Origin of the sequence: Kitasatospora sp. NPDC058184 (assembly GCF_042883725.1) — a bacterium.
In the GTDB taxonomy this organism is placed as follows: domain Bacteria; phylum Actinomycetota; class Actinomycetes; order Streptomycetales; family Streptomycetaceae; genus Kitasatospora.
The window spans coordinates 24,660-50,188 of the sequence record NZ_JBHVVE010000001.1; the positions used below are offsets into that span (position 1 = coordinate 24,660).

Consider the following 25,529-nt stretch of genomic DNA (forward strand, 5'->3'; position numbering starts at 1 on the left):
GGCCGGACCTGGGATCAAGGAGGGGGAGAAGGATGACCTTGGTACACGGGGAACAGGACACCACGCCACCCCGCGGGAAGCGCGGCAGCACGGCCTGGAGCAACAACGGGCCGTGGGAGACGCTGCAGGACCGCAAGGAGGTGCTGGTGGTCGCCCAGACCATGGTGTACGCGAAACGGCTCCACGACTTCTACTCGCTGCTCGCCTCGGACCTGCGGGTCCACGTGCAGTTCACGGTGGCACCGCACGTGTTCAACAGGGGCGCCACGGAGGTCCTCCGGGCACTGGGCGGCACGGTCCTGCCGTGGGAGCAGGCCGTCCGGCAGGAGTTCGACCTGATCCTGGCCGCCGGCTCCCAGGGGATGGAGCAGTTGCACGGCCCGGTCGTCCGGCTGCCTCACGGCGCCGGCAACATCAAACTGTCCCGGCGCAGCACGCCGGACGGCGAGCGGGCGGCCATCGGCCTCGGCCCGGACTACCTGTGCTGGGAGGGGCGGCTCGTCCCCGCCTCCTTCGCGCTCGCCCACGAGGAGGAACTGCTCGAACTCCGGCGCACCTGCCCGGAGGCCGTCCCGATCGCCGAAGTGGTGGGCGACCCCTGCTACGACCGGATCGCCGCCGCGGTGCCGCACCGGGAGCGCTACCGGGCGGCGCTGGGACTGCGGCCGGAGGAGAAGCTGGTGCTGGTCTCCTCCACGTGGGGCAACGGCTCGCTCTTCACCCGGCTCGACGCCGTGCTGCCCCGGCTGACCTCCGAGTTGCCCCAGCACGGCTACCGGACCGTCCTGCTGACGCACCCCAACATCGCCGCCGCGCACGGCTCCTACGCCGTGCACTCCTGGGCGAGGGCCACCGCACGCGGGGCCGTCACGGTCATCCCGCCCGAGACGGACTGGCGGCCGCTGCTCGTCGCCGCCGACTTCATCATCGGGGACCACGGCTCGGTCACCCTGTACGGAGCGATGACCGGCGCTCCCGTCCTGCTCGCCGAGTACCCCCACCGCCACGTCAACCCGCGGTCGCCGGCCGCCCAGCTGGCCGCCACCGCTCCGGCACTCGCCCCCGGACACCCCCTCGTCGACCAGCTCGGCTACGCCGCCGAGCAGTACCGCCCGGAGGAGTACGCCGCCATCGCCGCCCGGATCAGTTCCGAGCCCGGCCGCTTCGACCGCAACGCCCGTCGGTTGCTGTACCGCGTCCTCAGGCTGGGCCAGCCCGCCCACGTCCCGGGCCCGGAGCCGCTGCACCTGCCCGACCCGCTGGACGCGATCGCGGCGGCCGGGTCGCGGCGGGACGGATGAGCGCGGCGGTGCACAGGGTGCGGCTGGCGTCGGTCGCGGGGGCGACCGGGCCCACCGGGGTGGAACGGCCCGCTCGGGCGGAGACCGGGGCCGCTCCGGAGGCCGGGCCGATGGACGTCCGACGGACCGCGGTGCTGTTCGAGGCACAGGTGAGTTCGGCCGTCGGCACCGTGCACGGGCTGCTGGCGGCGGAGCTGCCCGCCGGAGCCGGGCCCGCAGCGGCCGGTCCCGGATACGTGGACGAGCACCTCGCGCTCGACCTCACCCGGACTTCGGCGGCACGCTGGCGCCACCAGGCGGACGTGCTGCACGCCGGACGGCTGACGACAGACGGCGTCCTCGCCCGGCTCAGGGCGGTCCTGGCCACCTACCCGGGCTGTGCGCTGGCCACCGCCGAGCACCGCGCCGGAGCACTGCTGCTCCTGGCCCGGGACGGGGCGCCGCTGGTCCTGCAGCCGGCCCGGGCGGCCGGCGAACCTGTCCCGCCGCTGGCCGTCGGCTCGATGGCCCACGCCTGGCTCACGCTCGGCCGCCGGCTGGCCGAACTGGCCCGGGTCGACGTGCTCGGGTGGCATTCCCCCGTGTTCCCGCGGTCCTGTTTCAGGGCCGTGGACCGGCCGGGCGGCCGGGTGTAGCCGGGGGGCCGGAGTCCGTGTCGTAGGCGGCGAGGCGGTCGGCCAGTCTGGCCGCCTCCGCCGTCGCGGCGAGTTCCCGGTAGCGGGCCAGCGACTCCTCGAACCGGGCGCGCGCGGCGGCGGGGCTGCCGCGCCGCTCCTCCAGTTCTCCGGCGAACTCCAGCGTCCGGGCCTCCCAATGCCCCGACAGTCGGGCCCGGAAGCCGGCCAGCGCCTCCTGGAGGCAGCGGTCGGCACGGTCGTACCCGCCCAGCGTCGTATGGGCCACCCCGAGGAAGGCGATCGCCCGGGCCGCCTCGTAGTCGTCCCCGATCGAGGCCAACTCGCGGTGCGCCCGCTCGATGGAGGTGACGGCCTCCGCCGCCCGGTCCGCGAGCAACAGCACCTCCCCGTGCGCCAGCCGGGCCAGGGCCGAGCCCCGCAGGTAGTCCTGGGCCTCCCGGATCCGGACCACCTCGCGCAGACAGTCGGCGGCCTCGTCCAGACGCCCGGTCATCCGGTGAGTCTGGCTGAGCCCGTACAGCGCGTCGGCCTGTGCCAGCGGCTGCGCCAACTCCCCTGCGAGGTCGAGTGCTTCATTGAACCAACGAGCCGCCTCGGCCGCCTCGCCGGCGTTCCGCAGACCGTTCCCGCCGGAGGTGAGCATGCGCAGCTCGCCACGGCGGTCGCCGTCCGCCCGGGCCGCACGCAGGCCGATCCGGTGGGCCTCGACCCAGAGCCGGGCCGGACGCAGCCGGAGGAACAACGGCCACATGGCGTCGGCGAGTTGCCAGGTGGCGGCGTTCCGGCCGCAGCCGGGCGCCCAGCGCAGCAGGTCGGCGAGACGGTCGCGCTCCTCGTCGAGCCAGCCGAGCGCCTGCGTGTCGTCGGCGAACTCCCGGGCCGGGTGCACCGGCAGGGTCCGGTACTCGCGCGGCAGCGTGCGGTGGCTCGGGGAGACGACCGCCTCGGCGGCGGTCGTCGAGGCGAGGTACCAGTCGACGATCCTGTCGGTGGCGGCGCGGCCGACCTGGGCGTCTCGAAGTCCGGCTCCGTGCCCTTGGGCGTGCAGCCGGACCAGGTCGTGGAAGCGGAACCGGCCGGGCAGCACCTCCTCCAGCAGGTGGACGTCCATCAGTTCGTCCACCAGCCGGTCCGCCGCCACCCGGTCCACGTCCGCCACCACGGCGGCCGCCTCCACGGTGAACTCGGCGAACGGCAGCAGTCCGAGCAGTCCGTACAACCGGGCCGCGTCCGGCTGCAGCACGTCGTAGGAGGCGTCCAGCAGGTCCCGCACCGCCTCGCCGTCCGCGTGCAACGCCCCGAGGCGGTCGGCGCCGCGCCCCAGGATCTCGGCCGTCGCGGCGAGCGACTGCACCGGGCGGGCCGCGATCCGCGCGGCCGCCAGGCAGATCGCCAACGGCAGCCCGCCACAGGCGTCCACCACCTCGGCGGCGGCATCGCTCTCGTCCACCACCCGGCTCCTGCCCACCCGCTCGGCAAGGATCTCGGCGGAGGCCTCCGTGGCGAGCGGGCCCAGGGACCGGAACACCGCGCCGTCGATACCGAGCCCGGTGAGCCGGCGGCGGCTGGTCACCACGACCACCGTGTGGTCCGAACCGGGCAGCAGCGGCCGCACCTGGGCGGCCGTCGAGGCGTTGTCCAACAGCACCGCGATCCGGCGCCCCGCCGCCAGCGAGCGCCAGAGCGCGGCACCCTCCGCCATGCTCCCGGGCACCGGGGAGACCCCGAAGGCCCGCAGGAAGCCGCCCAAGGCCTCGGCGGGGTCGGCGGGGCCTCCGGGTGCGTAACCGCGCAGGTCCGCGTAGAGCTGGCCGTCCGGGAAACGGCCGGCCAGGCCGCGAAGCCACTGCGCGGCCAGCGCCGTCTTCCCGACCCCGGCCGGACCGGTCACCACCACGGTGACGTCGGCCGACGCCGCCTCGGCGGCCAAGGAATCGTCCAGCGCCTCCAGATCGGCTTCCCGCCCCACCAACCTGCGAGGGCAGGGCGGGAGTTGCCGCGGCGTCGGCAACGCCGACGACCCGTGCAGGTGCAACCCGCCGTGGATCGCGCCGGCCTGCACCACCGGGCCGGAGACCGTCGCGGCACCGGCCAGCGAGTTCCGTACCACTCCGTACGGCAGGTTGACGTCGTTCACGGGCACCCGCCGAGCACGGTCGATCCTGTCACTGGCCCCCCAGCCTCGGACGAATTATCGGTGCGGCGCTATCACATGACGTATCGTCAAGTCGAGATTATTCCCAAAAGTACGGCCCCGGAACCCCACAGTGGTATAGCCGGTTGCCCCGGACGCATGCGATGCTCACCCGCGACACAGCAAGCTGGTAGCCAACCGGCGGGGGACGTCACGATGAAGGTTCATCTCCTCGGTTCAGTTGAACTGTCGGTGAACGGAGAGCCATTGGCGATTCCGTCCGACAAGCGACGGCAACTGCTGGCCGCCCTGGCCCTGGAGGTCGGAAGGCCGCTCTCCCACGACTCGCTCGCATACCGACTGTGGGGCGAGGAACCTCCGCCCAGCGCACTGACCAGCCTCTACAGCCACGTCTCCCACCTGCGCGCACTACTGCGGCGGGCGGCGCAGGCCTCGGGGGCGAATGCCACCGGGGACGTGCCCACGATCGACACCCAATCGCACACGTACATTCTGCGGGCGGACCCACTGCTGATTGACTGGCACCGATATCTGGACCTCTCCGACCAAGCCGGACTACTCGCCGAGAACGGACAGGACCACCAGGCCAGAACCGTGCTCAGCCGCGCCACCAACCTGTGGTGCGGCGAACCCCTGGCCGGCCTGCCCGGCACCTGGGCCCAGAACACCCGCGCCGCCATGGCCGACCAGCACTTCACCACCACGCTGCGCCGGATCGAGATCGACCTGCGCATCGGCCACTTCGCCGAACTGATCCCCGAACTCACCGCCCTGCGCGAGCACCGCCCCACCGACGAACGCCTCGCCGGCCACCTGATGACCGCGCTCTACGCCGTCGGCCGACAGACCGACGCGCTGGCCGTCTACCCCGCCGTCGCCCGTCTGCTCCGCGCCCACTTCGCCACCGAGCCCGGCGAACCGCTCACCCGCCTCCACCAGCTCATCCTGCACGGCGACCCGCTCCCCGGGCCGCCGGTACGGAACGAGACCGTACTGACCCCCGCCCCCCAGGCCGTACCGCCCGCCGACATCCCCGGGCGGCACCGGCTGATCGGCCGGGAGGACGACCTCCGCCGCGTCCTGCCCGGCCCTGACACCCGGCTCGCCCGCGGCGGCGTCGTCACCGTCTCGGCGATCCTCGGCATGCCCGGGGTCGGCAAGACCACCCTCGCCCTGCACGCCGCCGACCTGATGCGCGAGCACTTCCCGGACGGCTACGTCTACCTCAACCTGCGCGCCCACGTCGGCAACCAGCCGCCGCTCACCCCGGAGGCCGCAGGCGCCCTGCTGCTCAGACGCCTGGGAGTACCCGCCAGCACCATTCCGCTCGACGCCGACGAGGTCTTCGCGCTGTGCGCCGAGGCGCTGTCCTCGCGCCGCGCCGTCGTCATCCTCGACGACGCCTCGAACGCCGCTCAGGTCCGCCCGCTGCTGCCGCCCGCCCCGTCCGCCCTGGTACTCGTCACCAGTCGCCAGCGGCTGACGGAGCTCCCGGACGCTCGGCCGGTGTTCCTGGACGTGCTGACAGTGGACGACGCCGTGGCCCTGTTCACCAACGTGGTCGGCCCCGAGCGCTCGACGGACCCGCAGAGCATCATCGAGATCGTCGAGCGCTGCGGCCACCTGCCCCTCGCCATCGAGATCGCCGCCAGCCGCTTCAAGGGCCGCCCGTCCTGGACCCTCGCCCACTTCGCCCGGCGCCTCTCCCGGAAGAACGGCAGGCTCGCCGAGATCCGCAGCGGCACCTCCAGCATCGCCCGGGTCTTCGAGGTCTCCTACCAGTACCTTTCCGCCAGCCAGCGGTCGGCATTCCGGCTGCTCGGCCTCTACCCCGGACCGGATTTCGGCGTCCATGCGGCAGCGGCCCTGCTCGGGCGGAGTGTCGATGAGACTGATGAGGTTCTGGAGGCATTGTTGAACTGCCACCTGATCCAGGAGATCGCACCTGAGCGGTACCAACTCCATGATCTATTGCGGGAGTTCGCAATGGCGCTGGGCGTCGATCGGAAACAGCGCGAATCGGCCGACCGCCGCCTGCTCCGTTTCTCCCTGCACGCCGCCGACCGTGCGGACCATCTGCTCTACCCGCACAGATCGAGATCACACCTACCAGACGATCACCAACTCGGCCCTCTTTCAGATACATTGGGCGACATCGCCATGAACTCACCGGAATCGGCACGCACTTGGCTTGAGGTCGAGCACGCCGGCCTGATCACCCTGACGGCATACGCTCACGTCAGCGGCCTCGCGGAAGCCGGAGCCTGGCTCGCCCACGTCCTGGCCGGCCACCTGAACGCCGAGGCCTACTGGAGCGAGGCACAGGACATGCACCGAGCGGCCGCGACCCACTGGCGGTCGCAGACGAACGACCGACAGGAGGCGTGGGCGCTGATCGACCTGGGCGCGACCCTCGCCCACGCGTCCCACTACGAGCCCGCCGCCGAGGCCCTCGAACGCGGCCTCGCTCTCGCCCGCACGGAAGGCGACCTGGACGCGGCGGCGAACGCCCTCAATCTCCTCGGACAGCTGCGGTGGCATCAGAGCCGGCTTCACGAAGCCCTGGCCCTCCAAAAGGAGGTGCTCGCCATTCGACTGGAGCAGGACGACCAGTGGAATGCCGCCCGCTGCCTCGCCAACATCGGCATCCTGCATCGCTCGACCGGAGATTCGAAATCGGCATTCGCCGACTATGAAAGCGCCCTTCCATTCGCCAGAAAATTCAACGACAGAGTTCTTGAGTTTCGAATACTCAACAATCTCGGAGAACTCCACCTCGGAGCCGGGCGGAGTTCCATGGCACGCGAAACATTCGAACACATTCTGGAGATCGGGGACGGCCTCATGCCACAACTGGAGCTGTCCGTCGTACGCACAAACCTGGCGGCGACACTCACGATCCCCGATGAGCTCGAACATGCCCTTTCGCTTTACCGGTCGGCTTTGACAACCTTCCGCGAGGTCGGCAGCGTCCGTTACGAAGCCGACGGTCTCAACGGCCTCGGCAAGACCCTGTCGGCAGCGGGTCGGCACGACCAGGCACGCGACCAGCACGCGGCCGCCCTGCAGTTGGCCAGATCCATCGGCGCGGCCCGGGAGGAGGCCGGGGCTCTGCGCGGCCTGGGCCACTGCGAGGCCGCACTCGGGAATACGACCGCCGCCGCCGCACATCTGACCGTAGCCGTACGCCTGGCCGAGCAGGTGAATATCGCCGACGAAGCCGCGCTGGCCCGCTCGGCGCTCGCCAAGCTTGTCATATAATCACTACCGGAACTCTGTTCTCTTCCAGATCGCCAGCTCGACGTTCGGGACACTTTCTGTCTAGGATCTGCCCACATCGGTGATCATGCCGACCGCAACTGAGGCAGAAAGTCACTACGTTCCATGAACATGCTCATGCACATATTCCTGTTCGCTGCTTCCATGCCTCTCTGGTGCTAGCCGCGTAGGACGACGGCCGCCTCTCCCGTGTACACGCGGAACGTCAGCGTCTCCTGAAGGTAGAGCTGAATCGTTTCGGCATCGTGGGAGAGGTAGCCCACGGAGGCGTCCTGGCCGAGGTGGAGTTCGAAGTCGCCGCCTCGGGTGGAGAGCAGGTAGGCGCCTTCGATGGCCGGGGCCCAGATGATCTCGCCGTCCAGGAGGCGGGTGAGGTGGTTGTGGACCGGATAGCCGCTATCGCTGGTCTCGTTGACGGCGGTGAAGGCAGCGGCGCCGAGCAGGAGTGAGTAGGGGCCGCCGACGCCGGCCAGGCGGAGGGCGGTGAGGCCGCGGCTGACGGCCTCCGGGTATTCGCGGACGTCCTCGGGAAGTTGGACCGGCGGGTTGGTGGAGGCGGCGCGGATGCCGTCGATGGAGGCCGCGCGGTAGCCCTCGAAGACGGCGCGGTCCTCGGCCAGGGCGAGCTTGCGGCCCGCGTCCTTCACGGGTTGCCAGTCGGAGTCCCGGGAGCCGCGTTCGACGTCGTCCACGGCGTCGCGGCGGACGGTGAAGGGGACGCGTAGCTCGACCACCGGCTGGGCGGTGCGGGCGCGGGCCTGGATGCCGTCCGTCGGGGGGTCGATGGCGGTCAGGTGGCCGGTGCCGACGGCGGCGAGGGTGGCGCCCTCGGGGCCGTTGAGGTCGACGACGCGGCGGCCGGCGATGTGGAGCTTGAAGGTCTGGCGGGCCTCCTCCTCGATCTCCTCCCAGGCGGCGGCGGAGATCGGGGCGAGGTCGCGGTGGAGGTTGTCCATGGGCGGGGTCCTGTTCAGGGGGTCTGCTTGAGGCTGCCGATGCCGAGCGAGCCGTCCCCGGAGCGGGAGGCGGGGGCCGCCGAGGGCGCCGGGGACGGGGAGTCGAGGAAGTCGGCGGTCGGGACGAAGAACAGCCCGCCGGTGACGGCGGTGGAGAAGTCGAGCAGCCGGTCGGTGGTGCCGGGCGGGTTGCCGACGACCATGTTGCGCAGCATCTGCTCGGTCACCCCGGGGTCGGCCGCGTAGCCGATGAAGTAGGTGCCGGACTCGCCGCCGCGGTCCGCGGAGCCGAAGGTGCCGTACGGCATGTTGAAGCGGACGATCTTCCGCTCCTCGCCGTCCGGGCCGGTGATGACGGTGAGTGCCACGTGCGAGTCGGCGGGTTTGGCGTCGTCGGACAGTTCGATGTCGTCGAGTTTGGTGCGGCCGACCGCCCCCTCCTGTTGCTCGACGCTCAGCGCGTTCCACTTGTCCATGGCGTGCACGTACCGCTGGACGAGGACGTAGCTGCCGCCGGTGAACCCCGGGTCCTCGGCGCCGACCAGGGCCGCGCGTTCGGCGGCCCGGCCCTCCGGGTTCTCGGTGCCGTCGACGAAGCCGAGCAGGTCGCGGTCCTCGAAGTACTTGAAGCCCTGGACGGAGTCGACGACGGTGGCGGCCCCGGCGAGCCGGCCGGTGAGCTGCGCGGCCAGTTCGAAGCAGAGGTCCATCCGCTCCGCCCGCAGGTGCAGCAGCAGGTCGCCGGGGGTGGCCGGGGCGCGGTGGCGGGGGCCGGCGACCTCCTGGAAGGGGTGCAGGGAGGCCGGGCGGGGGCCGGTGAAGAGGCGGTCCCAGAGCTCGGAGCCGATGCCGGTGACGCAGGTGAGGCCGCCCTCGGGGGCCCGGAAGCCGACCGCGCGGCGCAGTCCGGCGAGTTCGGGCAGCAGGTCGCGGACGGCGGCCTCGCGGCCGGGTTCGACGGTGAGGACCAGGAAGACGGCCGCGCTGGTCAGCGGGGAGAGGACGGCTTGCGATTCGGCCTGCATGGTGGTGGATCTCCTCGTCGTCGTGGCTTTTCTCAGGACGCCCGGGAGGCGTCCCACTCGGCGCGGTAGTCCGCGAAGATCTGCTTGAGGTGGTGCCCGATCTTCAGGTAGTCGAGGTCGTCGAGGTTCGCCAGCGAGACCCGGACGGACCATTCGGGCCCGTCGAAGCCGCCGCCGTTGAGCAGCACCACGCCGGTCTGCTCGGCGAGCCGGAACAGCGGTTCGGTGGGCTCGTAGTTCTTCTCCAGGAAGGTCGCGAAGTCCTTGCCCGCGACCCGTTCGGCCTCGGCCAGCAGGTCGAGCTCGACGTAGTAGCCGGCCCGCCCGGGGTCGTCCGCGATCTTCATTCCGGAGCCCTCCATCAGCAGGTCGAGCCGCCGGCGGACGATGCCCTGCACCCGCGCCTTGTACGCCTTGCCCTCGGGCAGCAGCGCGAACAGCGAGAAGAGCACCATCTGGGCCTGCTGCGGCAGGCTGAGGCCGGCGGTGTGGTTGAGCGCGACCTGCCGGGAGTCGGCGACCAGCCGGTCGATGAAGCGGAGCTTCCCGGGTTCCAGGCTCAGCGTGCCGTACCGCCGCGCGAGGCGCTCCTTCCACTCCGCGGGGAGGGTGGCGATCAGGTCGTCGATCACGTTGTCCCGGTCCAGGCCGATCACCCCGAGGCGGTGGCCGGTGGCGCCGTAGTGCTTGGAGTACGAGTAGACGAGCAGGGTGTTGCGGGGCAGTTCGGCGGCCAGGGTACGGAAGCCGTCCACGAAGGTGCCGTACACGTCGTCGGTGACGATCATCAGGTCGGGGTTGGTGGTGGCCACGATCTGCTTGATCTGGTCGGTGACCTGCCGGGACAGCGCCAGGGAGGGCGGGTTGCTCGGGTTGACCAGGCAGACCAGCCTGATCCCGGGGTCGGCCAGCTTGGCGACCTCGTCCGCCGGGTAGCGCCACTCCCGCACCCCGGTCTCGACCAGCTTGTCGGCCTGGATCCGGACCACCTCGAAGCCGTAGGTGTCCAGTTCGGGGATCTCGATGTACGGGGTGAACACCGGCACCATCAGGGCGATCCGGTCGCCCTTGTGCAGCAGGCCGTTCTTCGTCAGCGAGTCGAAGACGTAGCACATCGCGGCGGTGCCGCCCTCGGTGGCGAACAGCTCGGGCTGCTGCGGCGACGGGGGCCGCCGGTCCATCAGCTCCTCCTGGAGGTAGCCGCGGACGATCCGCTCGGCGTGCACCAGCATCCGGTCGGGGACGGGGTAGTTGTCGCCGATGCTCGCGTCGGCGAGCTCGTGGAGGAAGGCCTCGCGCTCGAACCCGAAGCGGTCGACGGCGAGTTCGACGCTGCGCCGGAGCAGCTCGATGCCGGGAAGCCCGGGGTGGCCGCGGACGAAGGCGTCGAAGCGGCCGGCGATGCCGGACCGCTCCGGCATGCCGCCGAGGTCGTCGGCGGTCCAGACCCGGCGGCTCTCCGCCAGCGCGAAGTGGCCGAGCGCGAGGCAGGCCTCGCGGGGGCCGGTGCAGACCCAGTTCGGGTTGCCGCGACCGGCGTTGAGCATGTGGGCGGTGGACTTGCCCTTCTGCCCGGGCTCGTCGCGCTGGTAGGCCTCGGCGAGCCGGACGAACTCGGCCTTGAGCTCGAAGGGGCTGAGCCGGGCCAGTCGGCGGATCTCCTCGCGGCCGGTCGTGGGCTTCGTCATGGCGTTCTCGACTCTCCTCGGGAAGACGGGCGTTCGGCCCGGCAGGGCGACGGCGGCGGCGCCCCGGACGGCCCTCCTCGCCGCACGGCGGCGGCGCCGGTGCTCGACGCGATGATGTGACGGTCCGTCATGTCAGCTCCCCAGCATGCCGACCAGGATCGGTCCGGTGAGCGGGAGCAGGAAGTTGGAGATGGTGTAGGTGATCGTGTAGCCCAGCATCGGGATGCTGCTCTGCGCGACGTTGGTGACGGCGGTGATCGCCGGGGTGCTGCACTGCTGGCCGGCGATGGCGCCGACCAGGATCGGCGGCTCGATCCTCAGCAGCTTGCGGCCGACGAACAGCGAGAGCACGGCCGGGACGGTGACCATGAGGATGCCGGACAGCGGCAGCAGCACCGGGTGGTCCTTGAGCAGCGCCGCCGCGTCCGGGCCCGCGGCCAGGCCGGTGACCGCGATGAAGACGGAGAGCCCGAGGTCCTTGGCGGTCTGCGCGGCGACCGGCGGATAGGCCCCGAAGGTGGGCCGCTGGGCCCTGAGCCAGCCGAAGACCAGACCGGAGACCAGGCAGCCGCCGCCGGTGCCGAGCGAGAGCGCGGCGTTCCCGGCGTGCACGGTGACCAGGCCGATCAGCACGCCGACGCAGATGCCGAGGCTGATGTAGATGTAGTCGATGGCGTCCTTGCGGATGCCGACGCCGGCCTTGGCGGCGAACCGGTCGACGGCCGAACGGGCGCCGGTGACGGTCACGGTGTCGCCGCGGTGCAGCTCGGTGTCGGCGATCGCGGGCAGGTGCTGGTCGACCCGCTGGATGTCGGTCAGGTAGATCCCGGAGGTCGTGGACGGCTGCTCCTCGGCCAGCTCCCCCGCCGTCCGGCCGACGAAGTCCCGGTTGGTGAGGACGATGTCGCGGACCACCAGCGGGCTGTCCAGGCCGGGCACGCCGGAGGTCTCCGGGCCCAGTTCGTGGCCGGTGTCGATGACCGCCTCGCGGCGGCCGACCAGCAGCACGAGGTCGCCGCGGCGCAGCCGGAAGTCCCGGTCGGGGTGGAGGGTGCGGCCGTCCCGCCGGACGCCCTCGACGGTGACCAGGCCGGGCTGGACCTCCTCGACCCGGGCGATGGCCGAGCCCTCGCCCTGGGAGACCAGGTAGGTACGGCCGACCAGCGGGGGCAGTGCGGGCTGCTCGTCGGCGGCCGGCGCGCCCTTGCCGCCGCGCAGCCCCTCCCACAGTTCCCGGGAGGCTTCGGGCAGCTTGATCCGCATGACCAGCGGGAAGATCTGGCTGGTCAGCAGCACGATGGAGACCAGTCCGAAGAGGTAGCAGACCGAGTAGGCGGCGGCCACGTGGTTCTGCAGCTGGGCGGACTGGTCGGCGCTGATGCCGGAGAGGTTGGCGATCGCCTCCTGGGCGGTGCCGACCACGGCCGACTCGGTGGCCGCCCCGGCCAGGATGCCGGCCGCGGTGCCGACGTCCAGGTCGAAGGCCTTGCCGATGCCGTAGGCCATTCCGACGACCAGCACTGCCTCCATGATGCAGAGCACCGCGAAGCGCAGGCCCTTGGCGTTGAGGTTGGCGAAGAACTGGGGGCCCGCGATGTAGCCGAGCGAGAAGATGAACAGGGCGAAGGCGACGTTCTTGACATCGGCGTTGACGCTGACGTGCCGGCTGCCGATCAGCATGGCGACGATCAACGTGCCGCAGATTCCGCCGAGTTGGATCGGCCCGACGCGCAGTTTGCCGAGCAGGTAGCCGAGCGCCAGGCAGACGAACAGCGCGAGGACGGGGTTCTCCCGCAGCAGGCTCACGGCAGCCGCCCCCGCCGCGGTGCGGGGACGCCGAACGGGGGACGGACCAGCACTAATCTGATCATGGGAATGATTACACCGCAAAGCGGACAATCCGGCACGGCCGACGCGCATCCGAACGGCATCGGCGGACGACCCCGCCGGACGGGCTCACCGGACGGGCCCGCCGAGCGGACGCGCCGAGCGGACGCGCCGGGAGGCTGTCCCGACGGGGCCGTTCGGACCGGGGGCCGAGGCCGGCTCAGACCCGCAGGGCCGCCAGCTGCTCGGCGAACGGCACCACCTGGTCGGGCAGCGCCGGCGCCGCCGGGGCCCGCCCGGCCAGCAGGGCCGCCAGCTCGCCGGCCGCCCGGTCGATCCGGCGCGGCAGGCCGTCGGTGAGCCCGTCCCCCGCCGCACCCCAGTCGTCGGTGGCCGCGTAGACGGCCGTCGGCAGCACCACCGCGCGCAGGTAGCTGAACAGCGGGCGAACGGCGTGCTCCAGGGCGAGCGAGTGCCGGGGCGTGCCGCCGGTGGCGGCGATCAGCACCGGCTTGCCGGTGAGCGCGTCGTTGTCGACCACGTCGAAGAAGGACTTGAACAGGCCGCTGTACGAGGCCGTGAAGATCGGCGTCACCGCGATCAGGGCGTCCGCCTCCGTGACCGCCTCGATCGCCGCGCGCAGCCCGGCGCCGGGGAAGCCGGTGACGAGGTTGTTGGCGATCTCCACCGCCAGGTCCCGCAGTTCGACCACGGTGACCTCCGCCTCCCGCCCCTCCAGGGCGAGTCGGCGCACCGTCGAGTCGGCGAGCCGGTCGGCCAGCAGCCGGGTCGAGGACGGCTTGCTCAGCCCGGCACTCACCACCACCAGCTTGAACGCGGTCACTTGGCCACCTCCACGGTGTTCTCGTCCTTCTCGTCCTTGGCCGCGACCAGCGCGGCGTGGGTCGGCCCGTCCGGCACCCCAGCCGGGCGGCCCTTGGCGAACTCCTCGCGCAGCACCGGCACGACCTCCTCGCCGAGCAGGTCCAGCTGCTCCAGCACCGTCTTCAGCGGCAGGCCGGCGTGGTCCATCAGGAACAGCTGGCGCTGGTAGTCGCCGAAGGACTCGCGGAAGGTCAGGGTCTTCTCGATGACCTCCTGCGGGCTGCCCACGGTCAGCGGGGTCTGCTCGGTGAACTCCTCCAGCGAGGGCCCGTGCCCGTACACCGGCGCGTTGTCGAAGTACGGACGGAACTCGCGCACCGCGTCCTGGGAGTTCTTCCGCATGAACGCCTGTCCGCCGAGGCCGACGACCGCCTGCTCGGGCGTGCCGTGGCCGTAGTGGGCGAAGCGCTCGCGGTAGAGGTTGATCAGCTTCTTGAAGTGCTCCTTGGGCCAGAAGATGTTGTTCGCGAAGAAGCCGTCACCGTAGTAGGCGGCCTGCTCGGCGATCTCGGGGCTGCGGATCGAGCCGTGCCAGACGAACGGCGGGACGTCGTCCAGCGGGCGCGGGGTGGAGGTGAAGCCCTGGAGCGGGGTGCGGAAGCGGCCCTGCCAGTCGACGACCTCCTCGCGCCACAGCTGGTGCAGCAGCGCGTAGTTCTCGATCGCGAGCGGGATGCCCTGGCGGATGTCCTGGCCGAACCAGGGGTAGACCGGGCCGGTGTTGCCGCGGCCCATCATGACGTCCACCCGGCCCTCGGCCAGGTGCTGGAGCATCGCGAAGTCCTCGGCGATCTTCACCGGGTCGTTGGTGGTGATCAGCGTGGTCGAGGTGGAGAGGATGATGCGGTCGGTCTGCGCGGCGATGTAGCCGAGCATGGTCGTCGGCGAGGACGGGACGAACGGCGGGTTGTGGTGCTCGCCGGTCGCGAAGACGTCCAGGCCGACCTCCTCGGCCTTGCGGGCGATGGCGACCATCGCCTTGATCCGCTCGTGTTCGGTCGGGGTGCGGCCGGTGGTCGGGTCGGTCGTCACGTCGCCGACGGAGAAGATTCCGAACTGCATGCTGATCACCACATCCCAGGTAGTCCAACTTTCAACCACCTTAGCATCCGGATGGGGCCCGTTATTCCCCCTCGTCGCCTCCCGTTCCCTGCGACGACAATGGAAGGCGCGGGTGGGCAAGGGACGGCGCGGGCGGCCAGGAAAGGCTCCGGAAGGGCGGCGGACGATGGGCCCGTACATCGCGGTGAGCGCGCTGAGCCACGAGGGCCTGGTGCGGGAGCACAACGAGGACAGCCTCACGGTCGGGCCGTGGACGCTCTGCGCCACCGTGACCACCAACCCGCAGACCCTGCTCTTCCCGCTCGGCCCACCCTGCGTGATCGCGGTCGCCGACGGCCTGGGCGGCCACCCCGGCGGCGAGGTGGCCAGTGCCCTGGTCGCCCGCCGGCTCGCCGCCGACGGGGGCGCGCTGGACGGCGAGGAGGCCGTCCGCGAGGAGCTCCTGGCCTGCAACCGGGCCGTCTACGCGGCCGCCGCCGAGGAGCCGGAGCTCGCCGCGATGGGCACCACCGTCGCCGGGCTGGTGCTGCTGCCCGAGTGGGCGCTGGCCTTCAACGTCGGCGACAGCCGGGTCTACCGGATCACCGGGGACGGGCTGCGCCGGGTGAGCGTGGACGACAGCCCGCCGCTGCCGCCCGGACGGCGCACCACCTCGGTGGTCACCCAGACCCTGGGCGGCTCGCTCGGACTCACCTTCGTCGAGCCGCACGTCCGGGCCGTGCCGCTGGCCGCCGGGGACCGGTACCTGGTGTGCAGCGACGGCCTGACCGACCCGGTGCCCGAGGAGGAGCTGGCCGGGCTGCTGGAGCGGTCGTTCGAGGGGGCGGACCGCTCGGACGGCAGGGCGGCGTTCGAGCTGTGGAAGGCGGCGATCGAGGCCGGCGGGCCGGACAACATCACCCTGGCGCTGGTGCGGGTCGGCGCGTAGGGCGCCCGTACGGAACGGACCCGCCCCGGGCGGGGCGCCGTAGCGCTCCGCCCGGGGCGGTCACCTGTCCGTTCGCCGTACTCGGCTCACATTTCGCTCGTGACGCTCACCCCGCTGAAGCCCTGCTGGGCGTAGAGACTGAAGAAGATGTAGCCGCCGGCCGGCGGGTCCGTGACGGTCAGCGTCTCGGAGTTGTCCGGGCCGGTCGACCGCGCGGTGTTCGTGTCGGTGTAGGCCCAGCTCGTCGGGTTGTAGTAGAGGTCGCCGTTGCCGGTGCCGCCGCTGGTGGTGATCTTCACCTGCTTGGTGCCGGCCGGCACCAGGAGGTAGAAGTGCGCGTAGTTGCCCGTGGTGGCCGCGACGTTGCTGCGGGTGCAGTTGGCCGCCAGCAGCCGGGTGTCGGTGCCGGTGCACTCGGGCAGCGGGGTGCCCGGCGTGGTGGGCGGGTTGCCGCTGCCGTCGGTGGCGCAGCCGCCGGACGCGCACTTGGTCAGCCAGCTGTCGAAGTCGGCGTCATAGCGGGTGCCGATGGTGGTCTTCAGGATGGTGCGGGCACCGTCCCAGTCACCGGTGCGGTACTTGGCGAGGACCGCGTCCAGGTCGGAGCGGTGCTGCTCCAGCATGTAGCGCACGGCCAGGTAGCCCCAGCGGTAGACCCGGTCCTGGTCGCCGTAGCCGGTGTCGAAGAGGTCGCTCAGCTTGTAGGTGTGGCGGGCGGCCGCCGCGATGGCGCCGTCGTTGTTCACCTTGCGGTACGAGTAGGAGACGTACTCCGCGAAGCCCTCGACCCACCAGACGGTCGGGGTCTTCATGCCGGCCTCGAAGTCGCCGTACATGTCGAACCGGCCGTCGAGGTAGTGGGTGTACTCGTGGTTGAGGTTCCAGATCTCGAAGGACGGACGGGCCCACTCGGCCTCGTAGCAGAGGAAGCGCGGCTGGTTGTCGGCCTTGGTCGGGTCGCCCTCCAGGTACATGCCGCCGTTGTTGGTGTCGATGCCGTAGATCGCGGCGGCGAGCACCTGGTAGTCGAGCGAGGAGTGGAAGGCCACGACCTCGATCGTCTTGTTGTTGTCGTCCTTGACCGGGCCGCTGTCCTTGGCCACCGAGTGGAAGTACTCGTCCTGGCCGTTGAGGCTGGTGCAGGCGGTGTTCAGCTGGGTGGCGTCCAGCGCCTGGGCGAGCAGCGTGATGCTCGGGCTGCAGGTGTGCTTCACGGTCAGCACGCCGGCCTTGAGCTGGGCGGACTTGTCACAGGTGCCGTAGAAGGAGCAGTTGCCCTGGTCGTAGTAGTCGACCGCCTCCGCGACCGCGGCCCACTGGAAGACGGTGCGGCCCTTCGGCTCCGACTTCTCGACCAGCGTCTTGGCCAGCGGACGGACCTTGGCCTGGAGGGCGGTGTCCTTCAGGAAGCGGGTCAGCTCCTTGGTCGCGTTGTAGACCAGCACGCCGAAGCTGTCGCCGAGCAGGGCGTTGTTGCGGGTCGCGAAGTCGGACAGCGCGTCCAGCACGCTCGGGTCCGCCTCGACGGCCGCGTCGAAGCCGGGCACCTGGTGGCCGCGGAACAGCACGGTGAACACCGGGTTGACCGCCCAGGCCATGCCGGCCGGGTTCCAGGTGTCGGCCTTGTAGTCGCCGAGCAGCCGCTTGACCACCGGCAGGAAGCGGACGTTCTCCTGCGCGCTGTCGATCAGGGTGACGGCCTCGCCCAGGATGGGCGCGTTGCCCGAGGCGACGTCGCGCGAGTGGGCGCTGTTGAAGAAGGCGTCCAGCCCGGACTGGATCGCGGTCTTGAGGCCGGCGCCGTACTCGCCGACGTCCTCCTTGTGGTACCACTGCACGAAGTAGCCGGCGCGCAGGTAGAGCACCAGCTGCTCGACCGAAGTGCTGTTGTCACCGGGGTAGTTGGCCGAAGCGTCGCGCAGCGCGTAGGCCACCGTGTTCATCTGCTCCTCGCGGAACGCGCCGCGCGCGTCGCCGCCGGTGAGCTGGAACAGGCTGTTGATGCAGTTGATGTCCGCGCTCTTGATGTGCTGGACCAGGTCGCTGCCGGTCCGGCCGCTGAAGTCGCCGACGGTACAGGCCTGTTCGGCCGCCGCGCCGAGGCTGAGGGCCTTGGCGGTCGGCCGGACCTCGGCCGGCCGGGTGTCGACCGAGAGCGGGGCGCGCTGGTCGACCGAGGCCAACTGCTGCCCGCTGTCGGCTCGTTCGGCTGCGCCGGTGGCGGGCTGCGGGGCCGGCCCGGTGGGGACGGGCGCGGGCGAGCCGCCGGGGGTGGGGGTGGCGGGGGCGGCCTGGGACTGCGGGGCGAACAGGCCGACCGCCAGGAACAGGGACAGGACGAGCGTCAGCAATCGTGCCAGCTGCGGGAGTCGCAGCAGACGTGAAGGACTCACGTGGGGGCCTCCGGGCCGTCGTCGGCCGCGATTTGGGGCGCGGCCGGTGGGGGGTGTCGAGGACCGTTGGTGACGGCGCCGCGTGGGGAGCGGTTCCGTCGGGCACGGTGGGGGGTGTGACATGTACCATGGCACATCTCACATGGCCTTGGGAACCCGGGGCGTTGTGCGCAGTTTGCGGGGAATTCACGGAGGGATCGTGGTGGCGGTCCGTCAACAGACCCGCCCCGGACGGGGCGCCGTAGCGCTCCGCCCGGGGCGGTCACCTGTCTGGGGTCAGCCGGGGTCGGCTCACATCTCGCTCGTGACACTCACCCCGCTGAAGCCCTGCTGGGCGTAGAGGCTGAAGAAGACGTAGCCACCGACCGGCGGGTTGGTGACGGTCAGCGTCTCCGCGTTGTCCGGACCCGCCGAGCGCGTGACGTACGCGTTGGTGTAGGCCCAGCTCGTCGGGTTGTAGTAGAGGTCGCCGTTGCCGGTGCCGCCCTTGCTGGTGACCTTGATCTGCTTGGTGCCGGCCGGCACCAGGAGGTAGAAGTGCGCGTAGTTGCCGGTGGTCGCCGCGACGTTGCCGCGCACGCAGTTGGCCGCCAGCAGCCGGACGTCGTTGCCCGCGCACTCCGGCAGCTGCGGCTGGCCCGGCGTGTCGGTGGCGCAGGCGCCGGCGGCGCACTTGGTCAGCCAGCTGTCGAAGTCGGCGTCGTAGCGGGTGCCGATGGTGGTCTTCAGGATGGCGCGGGCGCCGTTCCAGTCACCGGCGCGGTACTTGGCGAGGACCGCGTCCAGGTCCGAGCGGTGCTGCTCCAGCATGTAGCGCACGGCGAGGTAGCCCCAGCGGTAGACCCGGTCCTGGCTGCTGGTGGCGTAGACGGTGTCGAACAGCTCGCTCAGCCGGTAGGCGTGCTGCGAAGCGACCGCGATGGCACCGTCGTTGACGACCTTGCGGTACGAGTAGGAGACGTACTCCGCGAAGCCCTCGACCCACCAGTCGATCGGCTGGACCTGGCCGGCGTCGTAGTCGCCGTACACGTTGAACCGGCCGTCGAGGTAGTGGGTGTACTCGTGGTTGAGGTTCCAGATCTCGAAGGACGGGCGGGCCCACTCGGCCTCGTAGCAGAGGAAGCGCGGCTGGTTGCCGACCGCCGCCGGGTCGCCCTCCAGGTACATGCCGCCGTTGTTGGTGTTGATGTCGTAGATGACCGCGGCGAGCACCTGGTAGTCGAGCGAGGAGTGGAAGGCCACGACCTCGATCGTCTTGTTGTTGTCGTCCTTCACCGGGCCGTTGTCCTTGGCCACCGCGTGGAAGAACGCGTCCTGGCCGTTCAGGCTGGTGCAGGCGGTGTTCAGCTGGGCGGCGTCCAGCGCCTGGGCCAGGATGACGATGCTCGGGCTGCAGCTGTGCTTCACCGTCAGGTTGGCGGCCTTGAACTTCGCCGGGTCGTCACAGGTGCCGTAGTACGAGCAGTTGCCCTTGTCCCACCAGTTCACCGCGAGCGTCACCGAGCCGCGCTGGTACATCGTGGGGCCGGTCGGGGCGGACTGCTGGGCCAGGGCCCGCGCGTAGGGGCGCAGCCGGGGCAGCAGGTCCGGGTACTGCATGAAGCGGGTCAGCTCGTTGGTCGCCTCGTAGACCGTCCGCCCGTAGGTGCCGCCGTGCAGGCCCTGGTTGCGGGAGATGAAGGTGAACAGGGCGTCCAGCACGCTCGGGTCGGCCTTGACGGCGGGGAGGAAGTCGGCCTCCCAGTGGCCGGCGAACAGCGCGGTGAGCGCCGGGGTCACCGCGTAGACCATGCCGTTCGGGTTCCAGGTGGCGCTGTCGTAGTCGGACAGCAGGCGCTTGACGACGGGCAGGTAGCGGGCGCTGTCCTTGATGCTGTCGATCAGCGTGGCCGCCCGGGCCAGCGGGCTCGCGTTGTCCGCGGTGACGTCCCGCGAACGGGGGTTGGCGAAGAACGCGTCCAGCGCGGCGCGGGAGGCGTCCTTCAGGCCGCTGCCGTAGGGGCCCACCACGTCGGGGTTGTAGAACTGCGTGAAGTAGCCGGCCTGCAGGTAGAGCATCAGCTCCGCGATCGAGCCGCTGTCGTTGCCCTGGTAGCCGTTGGCGGCGTCGCGCACCGCGTTCGCCACGGTGACCATCTGCGACTCGCGGAAGGCGTTGGCGGCGTCGCCGCGGCCGATCTTGAACAGCGAGTTGACGCACTGGAGGTCGACGGACTTGATCTGCTGGACCAGCGCGCTGCCGGTCCGGCTGGTGAAGTCGCCGACGTTGCAGGGCCGGGCGGCGGCCGCGTCCAGGCCGAAGGCCTTGGCCTGCGACTGCCCGGCCGTCGGCAGGCCGGTGAGCGGGGCCGTCGGCGACTGGGGCACCAGGTCCTCGGGGCTGAGGCGCTTGCGGCCGTCCGGCTTCGCCGGGGTGGTGTCGGCGCGGCTCTCGCCGATCGCGGGCGGCGGCGCCAGGTGGGCGGGCGCCGTGCCGGCGGGCGTACCGGCGGGGGTGCCGCCGGGGGTGGTTCCGCCGGGGGTGGGGCCGGCGGGGGCGGCCTGGCTGAGCGGGGCGAACAGGCCGACCGCCAGGAACAGGGACAGGACGAGCGTCAACAGTCGTGCCAACCGCGGGACTCGCAGTAAGCGTTGGCCATTCACGTGGGGGCCTCCGGGCCGTCATCGGCCGCGATTTGGGGCGCGGCCTACGGGGGAGCGAGGACCGTCCGCGACGGGACCCGTGGGGCGGGTCCGTCGTGGAAACAGTGGGGATGTGCCATGTAATATTGCACACATCACACATCATTGTGAAGGCCTTTACCCAAGCCCTACCCATCCGGAAAAGCGGAAGGGCATGGCGACGTCGTCGTCACCATGCCCTTCGGGCCCGCGGATCGGTGGAACCGACTACCGCCGGATTCCGGCTACTTGCGGAGCAGCAGGATCACGCCCGCCGTCACCAGGCCGACCACGACGGCGGCCGCGCCGTACGCCAGGCGGTGCGCCCGCAGCACCGGCAGGAAGCGGTCCACGGCATAGCGGCCGGGGCCGGTCAGGGCGAGCGCGGCGGCACCGGCGGTCAGCAGCAGCTCGTACTCGCTGCCCTTCGGGGCGAAGAAGCCGCCGCCCCAGGTGACGGCTATCGCGTTGACCATCGTGCCGACGATCGCGGCGCCCGCCAGCGGGGTCAGCAGGCCGACGGCGAGGGCGAGTCCGCCCAGCGTCTCGGTGAGGCCGGCCACCACGGCCATGGCGTTGCCGGCCGGGTAGCCGCTCATGGTGAAGAACTGACCGGTGCCGTCGATCCCGCCGCCGCCGAACCAGCCGAACAGCTTCTGGCTGCCGTGCGCGGCCATGGTCAGGCCGAGGGCCAGGCGCAGGAGCAGGAGTCCGGCGTCGTAGGCGTGCGGGGAGGTCGTCGCGGACCCGGCGGTGTCCCGGGTCGGGCTGACGGTGGTGGTGGCGGCGGTCGTGCTCGGGCTGCTGCTCGGCATGCGCGTCTCCATCGATCGGGGTTCGGTCGTCGTCCGGCGCGGCCGGACACGGTCAAGGGTTGTGGTGGTGCGGCAGGCAGGGATCGTCACCCGGCGCCATTGTTCAAATTTGAACCGCCGCTTCACCGACCGTACCCCGAAGTTCGAATTTGAACAACTGACGGGCCGTCGGCGACTCGCGGGCCCCGCCCCGGCCGGAGAGGGTGGAGACATGGCCCACCACAGGCAACACCGACGGGAGACCCGGACCGGCACCCCGTACCCCGAGGCGCTGGACGCCTTCGGCGAGCGCGTCCGACTGATCACTCCCAAACAGTGGGACTCCCCCACCCCGTGCAGCGACTGGTCCGTCCGCGACCTCGTCAACCACCTCACCGGCGAACAGCTCTGGGTGCCCGAACTGCTGATGGGCGCCACCGTCGGCGAGGTCGGCGAGCGCTTCGACGGCGACGTGCTCGGCGACGACCCCGTCACCGCCTGGACCGACGCCGCCGCGGCCGCCCGGGAGGCCTGGGCCGTCCCCGGCGCCACCGAGCTGACCGTCCACCTCTCCTTCGGGGACACCTCGGGGCAGTACTACCTGGACCAGCTCACCACCGACCTGGTGATCCACTCCTGGGACCTCGCCGAGGGCATCGGACGGCACACCCGGCTCCCCGACGGGCTCGTCGGGTTCGCGCTCGGCGAGTTCGCCGGGTACGGGGACCTCTCCGGCAGCGGGCTCTTCGACCCGCCGCTGCCGGTGCCCGAGGACGCCGACCCGCAGACCCGGCTGCTCGCCCTCACCGGGCGGCGGGACGGGGGGTGACCGGGACCCACGGAGGGTGAGCGGGCACTACGGGGGGTCGGCGGAGCGCGCCTCCGGGCGGGCGGCCCGGCGCCGGATACTGGAAGACAGCGGGGGAAGTCTTCCGTGCGAGAGGCGGGCGGGCCATGAGCCGCAGGCCTGACATCCTCGGCGAGTTCACCGCCGACCACCGGGCGGTCACCGAACTGCTCGACCGGATCGAGGCCGCACCGGCCGGCGACCCCGGACGCGGCGAGCTGGTGGCCCGGCTGACCGACCTCCTCTTCACCCACTGCGCCGCCGAGGAGGAACACCTCTTCCCGGTGGTCCAGCACGACGTGCCCGACGGCGGGGCCCTGGTCTTCCGCAGCATCCACGACCACCTGGCGATCGGGCAGTACCTCGCCGACCTCCAGGGGCTCGGACCGGCCGAACCGGCCTTCGACACCCTGCTCCGCGGCCTCGCCGAAACCCTGCGGCGGCACCTGCGGGGGGAAGAGGAGCAGCTGTTCCCGGCCGCCCGCAAGGCCCTGCCCGCGGCCGCCCGCACCGCGCTGGGCGACCGGCTGCGGGCGGAGCGGGCCGAACTGGACGCCCCGGACTGATCAGCCGAGCCGCCGGCCCGTCCCTCCGGGCCCGCTCATTCCTTCAGGCCGGATCATTCCTCCGGGCCGGATCAATGCTTCGGGCTGATCACCGCGAACCGGGCGCCCTCGCGGTCCCGCAGCCGGGCCACCCGCCCGTACGGGGAGTCGAAGGCCGGCCCGAGCGCCCCGCCGCCCAGCTCCGCGGCCCGGGCGACCGCCCGGTCCGTGTCCGGGACGGCGAAGGACACCTCCCAGTGCGGCGGCATCCCGGCCGGGCCGCCGGCCTGCTCCTTGGCCAGCGCCGCGACACTGTGGCCCTCGGCGCGCAGCACCACCCGGTCGTGCTCCCAGCGGACGTCGAAGCGCTCCGGGTCGCGGCCGTCCCAGCGGAACACCTCACCGTAGAACAACGCCGCCGCGAACGGGTCCGGGGTGCGCAGCTCGATCCAGACCGGCGCCCCGGGCAGGTCCAGCTTCCGGGCCCGGCCCAGCGGGCCCTCCCAGATGCCGAACACCGCGCCCGCCGGGTCCGCCGCGAAGGCCACCCGTCCGGCGTCGAAGGCCAGCGGGCCGACCGCCAGGGTCGCGCCGCGCTCCCGCACCGCGTCGGCGGCGGCGTCGGCGCTCTCCGTCCCGAAGTAACTGGTCCACGCGAGCGGAACCGCCCCGACACCGGCGACGCCCAGCCCGGCCACCGCCTCCCCGCCGGTCACCGCGTGCACGTACGGGCCGAGGCGGTCCGGCCCGGGCTCGAACTCCCAGCCGAGCAGCGGGCCGTAGAACGTCTTCGCGTCCTCCAGGTCCGGGGCCATCAGGCTCACCCAGCACGGCACGGCCGCCACACAGCGCACCCGGGCGACCGTCTCACCGCTGCCCATCGCGAACCTCCTCCGCCCACCCGGCCGCCGGGCCCCTCCCGACTCCCACGGCCCACCGGCCGCCCGGGACGCCCACAGCCTAGGGCGCCACCCTCACCGCCCCGGGGAAGCCATGCCCGGGATCAGCGCACCCAGTTCTTGAGGGGCTCGGTGTCCAGGGAGATGCCCACCGGGTCGGGGAGGCGGACGGCCTTGCCGAACGGCAGGGTGTGAACGGTCTCGTAGCGGACGCCGTCGGGCTGACTGTGGACGATGATCTCCGCGGAGTCCCGGTCGATCAGCAGGTAGACGGGGATGCCGGCCTCGGCGTAGGCGCGGGGCTTCTCGACCCGGTCGCGACGGTCGGTGTCGGAGTCGTAGGAAGTGACCTCCGCAACCATCAGGACCTCGCTGGTCGGCGCCCAGTCTCCGTACCCCACGAAGGCGTCGGCATCCGCGAGTGTGCCGTCGGGACGGGCGCGCCCGTCCCGGTAGCCCTCAAGCCTCAGCCCTTGGTCATGAAGGAAGAGCTCCGGCCGAGCCTGGATGCAGATCCGAAGGAGCCACTGGACGATGCGGCCGTGGTCGCCGTCTGGCACGGGCTTGATCCCCAACTTCCCGTTGATGAACTCCAGCCGGATGCCTTCGACGGTTCGGCCCAGATGCCGGGCGAACTCCTCGAACTGCTCGGGCAGCATCTGCGGGCGCTCGGAGATCGCAGTCACGGGCCTTCCTCCTTCGCCTGGACACCCTCCGGGTCAACGAGGTCCCCGGCGAGTGGTTACGGGCCGTCCTGGCTTGACGATAGCCGAGCCCGCCAACCCCCTGCTCATGTGACGCAGGTCACATGACCAGGGGAAATTCCGGGGACGGATTCCCCGTTTCCGAGTACGTTGGAAGAAGCGGGGAGATTTTCCCCGGTATCCTGATGAGGAGCAGTCGTCGTGACCACCACCGCCGAGTCGGTCCGTCCCGCGGGGAGCGCACGTACGCCGAAGTTGCGTGCGGACGCGAGCCGGAACCGGGAGCGGATCGTGCTGGCGGCCCGGGAGGCGTTCGTCGAGTACGGTGCGGACGCGCCGCTGGACGAGATCGCGAAGCGGGCGGGGGTCGGCAATGCCACGCTGTACCGGAACTTCCCGGACCGGGTGGCGCTGATCCGCGAGGTGGCGGTGCTCGTCAAGAACCGCATCCTGGCCCTCGCCGAGACGGCGACGGCGGAGGCGGACGCCCCTGACGGCAGTGGGCCGTTCGACGCCCTCCAGCGGTTCGCGCACGCGTCCGTCGGGGAGAAGGTCGGCGGTCTGTGCACCCTGTTCAGCAACCATGTCGACCTGTACGACCCGGAGTTGACCGAGATCCGGGAGCGCCTGCAGGCCGCCGTGGGCGGGCTGATGGAGCGCGCCCGGGCCGCGGGCGAGCTGCGGTCGGACGTCGACCACGGTGACCTGTTCATCGCGATGAGCCAGCTGACCCGGCCACTGCCGAACACCGCCTGCCGACTGCTCGACGACTTCGTCCACCGGCACCTGCAGATCTTCCTGGACGGCCTGCGCGCACCGGCTCCTTCGGTGCTGCCCGGCCGGGCCGCGACCTTCGAGGACTTCCAGCCCCAGAACTGACCGACCCACCAGTACCGACCCCCTGCCAGTAGGGGCCCGACCAGTACCAGCCGTCCGGGCGCG

Annotated in this window: 19 protein-coding genes; 7 read left to right on the plus strand and 12 right to left on the minus strand. The window is 71.5% G+C overall.

Features of this window, described 5'->3' with window-relative positions:
- The first annotated feature begins 32 nt into the window (after positions 1-32).
- Positions 33-1,301: a hypothetical protein gene (locus ACFVXH_RS00125; RefSeq protein ID WP_241852862.1), complete on the plus strand. Its 1,269-nt coding sequence runs from the start codon at positions 33-35 to the stop codon at positions 1,299-1,301.
- A 110-nt stretch (positions 1,302-1,411) separates the two neighbouring features.
- Positions 1,412-1,936: a hypothetical protein gene (locus ACFVXH_RS00130; protein WP_387819215.1), complete on the plus strand. Its 525-nt coding sequence runs from the start codon at positions 1,412-1,414 to the stop codon at positions 1,934-1,936.
- On the opposite strand, the gene ACFVXH_RS00135 is transcribed toward ACFVXH_RS00130, so the two are convergent.
- The gene (locus ACFVXH_RS00135) at positions 1,902-4,076 is read right to left on the minus strand and encodes an ATP-binding protein (protein WP_387819217.1); all 2,175 of its coding nucleotides are present in this window, start codon (positions 4,074-4,076) and stop codon (positions 1,902-1,904) included. The genes ACFVXH_RS00130 and ACFVXH_RS00135 overlap by 35 nt on opposite strands.
- 213 nt (positions 4,077-4,289) lie before the next feature.
- Here ACFVXH_RS00135 and ACFVXH_RS00140 point away from each other — a divergent pair, with 213 nt between their 5' ends.
- Complete coding sequence (locus ACFVXH_RS00140) at positions 4,290-7,355, plus strand: BTAD domain-containing putative transcriptional regulator (RefSeq protein WP_387819219.1); 3,066 nt, start codon at positions 4,290-4,292, stop codon at positions 7,353-7,355.
- A 176-nt stretch (positions 7,356-7,531) separates the two neighbouring features.
- On the opposite strand, the gene ACFVXH_RS00145 is transcribed toward ACFVXH_RS00140, so the two are convergent.
- From ACFVXH_RS00145 to ACFVXH_RS00170, 6 genes are all read right to left on the minus strand, one after another.
- The gene (locus tag ACFVXH_RS00145; RefSeq protein WP_387819221.1) at positions 7,532-8,329 is read right to left on the minus strand and encodes a family 1 encapsulin nanocompartment shell protein; all 798 of its coding nucleotides are present in this window, start codon (positions 8,327-8,329) and stop codon (positions 7,532-7,534) included.
- A gap of 14 nt (positions 8,330-8,343) precedes the next feature.
- The gene (locus tag ACFVXH_RS00150) at positions 8,344-9,354 is read right to left on the minus strand and encodes a Dyp-type peroxidase (protein ID WP_387819223.1); all 1,011 of its coding nucleotides are present in this window, start codon (positions 9,352-9,354) and stop codon (positions 8,344-8,346) included.
- Between the two features lie 32 nt (positions 9,355-9,386).
- Positions 9,387-11,042, minus strand: a complete 1,656-nt coding sequence (locus ACFVXH_RS00155; RefSeq protein WP_387819225.1) for a bifunctional aspartate transaminase/aspartate 4-decarboxylase — start codon at positions 11,040-11,042, stop codon at positions 9,387-9,389.
- A gap of 132 nt (positions 11,043-11,174) precedes the next feature.
- Positions 11,175-12,848, minus strand: coding sequence for an aspartate-alanine antiporter (gene aspT / locus ACFVXH_RS00160; protein ID WP_387819227.1), 1,674 nt, complete (start codon positions 12,846-12,848; stop codon positions 11,175-11,177).
- Positions 12,849-13,089: 241 nt separating this feature from the next.
- A complete protein-coding gene (locus tag ACFVXH_RS00165; RefSeq protein WP_074002300.1) occupies positions 13,090-13,713 on the minus strand; it encodes an FMN reductase in 624 nt (207 codons plus the stop codon).
- A complete protein-coding gene (locus ACFVXH_RS00170; RefSeq protein ID WP_074002597.1) occupies positions 13,710-14,816 on the minus strand; it encodes an LLM class flavin-dependent oxidoreductase in 1,107 nt (368 codons plus the stop codon). Before ACFVXH_RS00170 ends, ACFVXH_RS00165 begins: the two co-directional genes overlap by 4 nt.
- A 166-nt stretch (positions 14,817-14,982) precedes the next feature.
- On the opposite strand from ACFVXH_RS00170, the gene ACFVXH_RS00175 reads away from it, so the two are divergent.
- Entirely contained in the window at positions 14,983-15,744 is a 762-nt protein-coding gene (locus ACFVXH_RS00175) for a PP2C family protein-serine/threonine phosphatase (protein WP_380739782.1), read from the plus strand.
- A gap of 86 nt (positions 15,745-15,830) precedes the next feature.
- On the opposite strand, the gene ACFVXH_RS00180 is transcribed toward ACFVXH_RS00175, so the two are convergent.
- From ACFVXH_RS00180 to ACFVXH_RS00190, 3 genes are all read right to left on the minus strand, one after another.
- Positions 15,831-18,137, minus strand: a complete 2,307-nt coding sequence (locus ACFVXH_RS00180; protein WP_387819230.1) for a collagenase — start codon at positions 18,135-18,137, stop codon at positions 15,831-15,833.
- 291 nt (positions 18,138-18,428) lie between these two features.
- Positions 18,429-20,747, minus strand: coding sequence for a M9 family metallopeptidase (locus ACFVXH_RS00185; RefSeq protein WP_387819232.1), 2,319 nt, complete (start codon positions 20,745-20,747; stop codon positions 18,429-18,431).
- A 296-nt stretch (positions 20,748-21,043) separates the two neighbouring features.
- Positions 21,044-21,613 (minus strand): DoxX family protein, encoded by a 570-nt coding sequence (locus tag ACFVXH_RS00190; RefSeq protein WP_049651490.1) that lies wholly within the window; start codon positions 21,611-21,613, stop codon positions 21,044-21,046.
- Between the two features lie 211 nt (positions 21,614-21,824).
- Between ACFVXH_RS00190 and ACFVXH_RS00195 the strand changes: the two genes are divergently transcribed.
- Together ACFVXH_RS00195 and ACFVXH_RS00200 are read left to right on the plus strand one after the other, a co-directional pair.
- Complete coding sequence (locus ACFVXH_RS00195) at positions 21,825-22,421, plus strand: TIGR03086 family metal-binding protein (RefSeq protein ID WP_387819235.1); 597 nt, start codon at positions 21,825-21,827, stop codon at positions 22,419-22,421.
- Between the two features lie 125 nt (positions 22,422-22,546).
- Positions 22,547-23,005: a hemerythrin domain-containing protein gene (locus ACFVXH_RS00200; protein ID WP_074002297.1), complete on the plus strand. Its 459-nt coding sequence runs from the start codon at positions 22,547-22,549 to the stop codon at positions 23,003-23,005.
- Between the two features lie 71 nt (positions 23,006-23,076).
- Here the strand turns inward: ACFVXH_RS00200 and ACFVXH_RS00205 are convergent, their stop codons facing one another.
- Entirely contained in the window at positions 23,077-23,865 is a 789-nt protein-coding gene (locus tag ACFVXH_RS00205; protein ID WP_387819237.1) for a VOC family protein, read from the minus strand.
- A 122-nt stretch (positions 23,866-23,987) separates the two neighbouring features.
- Positions 23,988-24,569: a Uma2 family endonuclease gene (locus ACFVXH_RS00210; RefSeq protein WP_380739792.1), complete on the minus strand. Its 582-nt coding sequence runs from the start codon at positions 24,567-24,569 to the stop codon at positions 23,988-23,990.
- 219 nt (positions 24,570-24,788) lie between these two features.
- Here ACFVXH_RS00210 and ACFVXH_RS00215 point away from each other — a divergent pair, with 219 nt between their 5' ends.
- On the plus strand, positions 24,789-25,466 hold the full coding sequence (locus ACFVXH_RS00215) for a TetR/AcrR family transcriptional regulator (RefSeq protein WP_049651485.1): 678 nt from the start codon (positions 24,789-24,791) through the stop codon (positions 25,464-25,466).
- Positions 25,467-25,529: the final 63 nt, after the last annotated feature.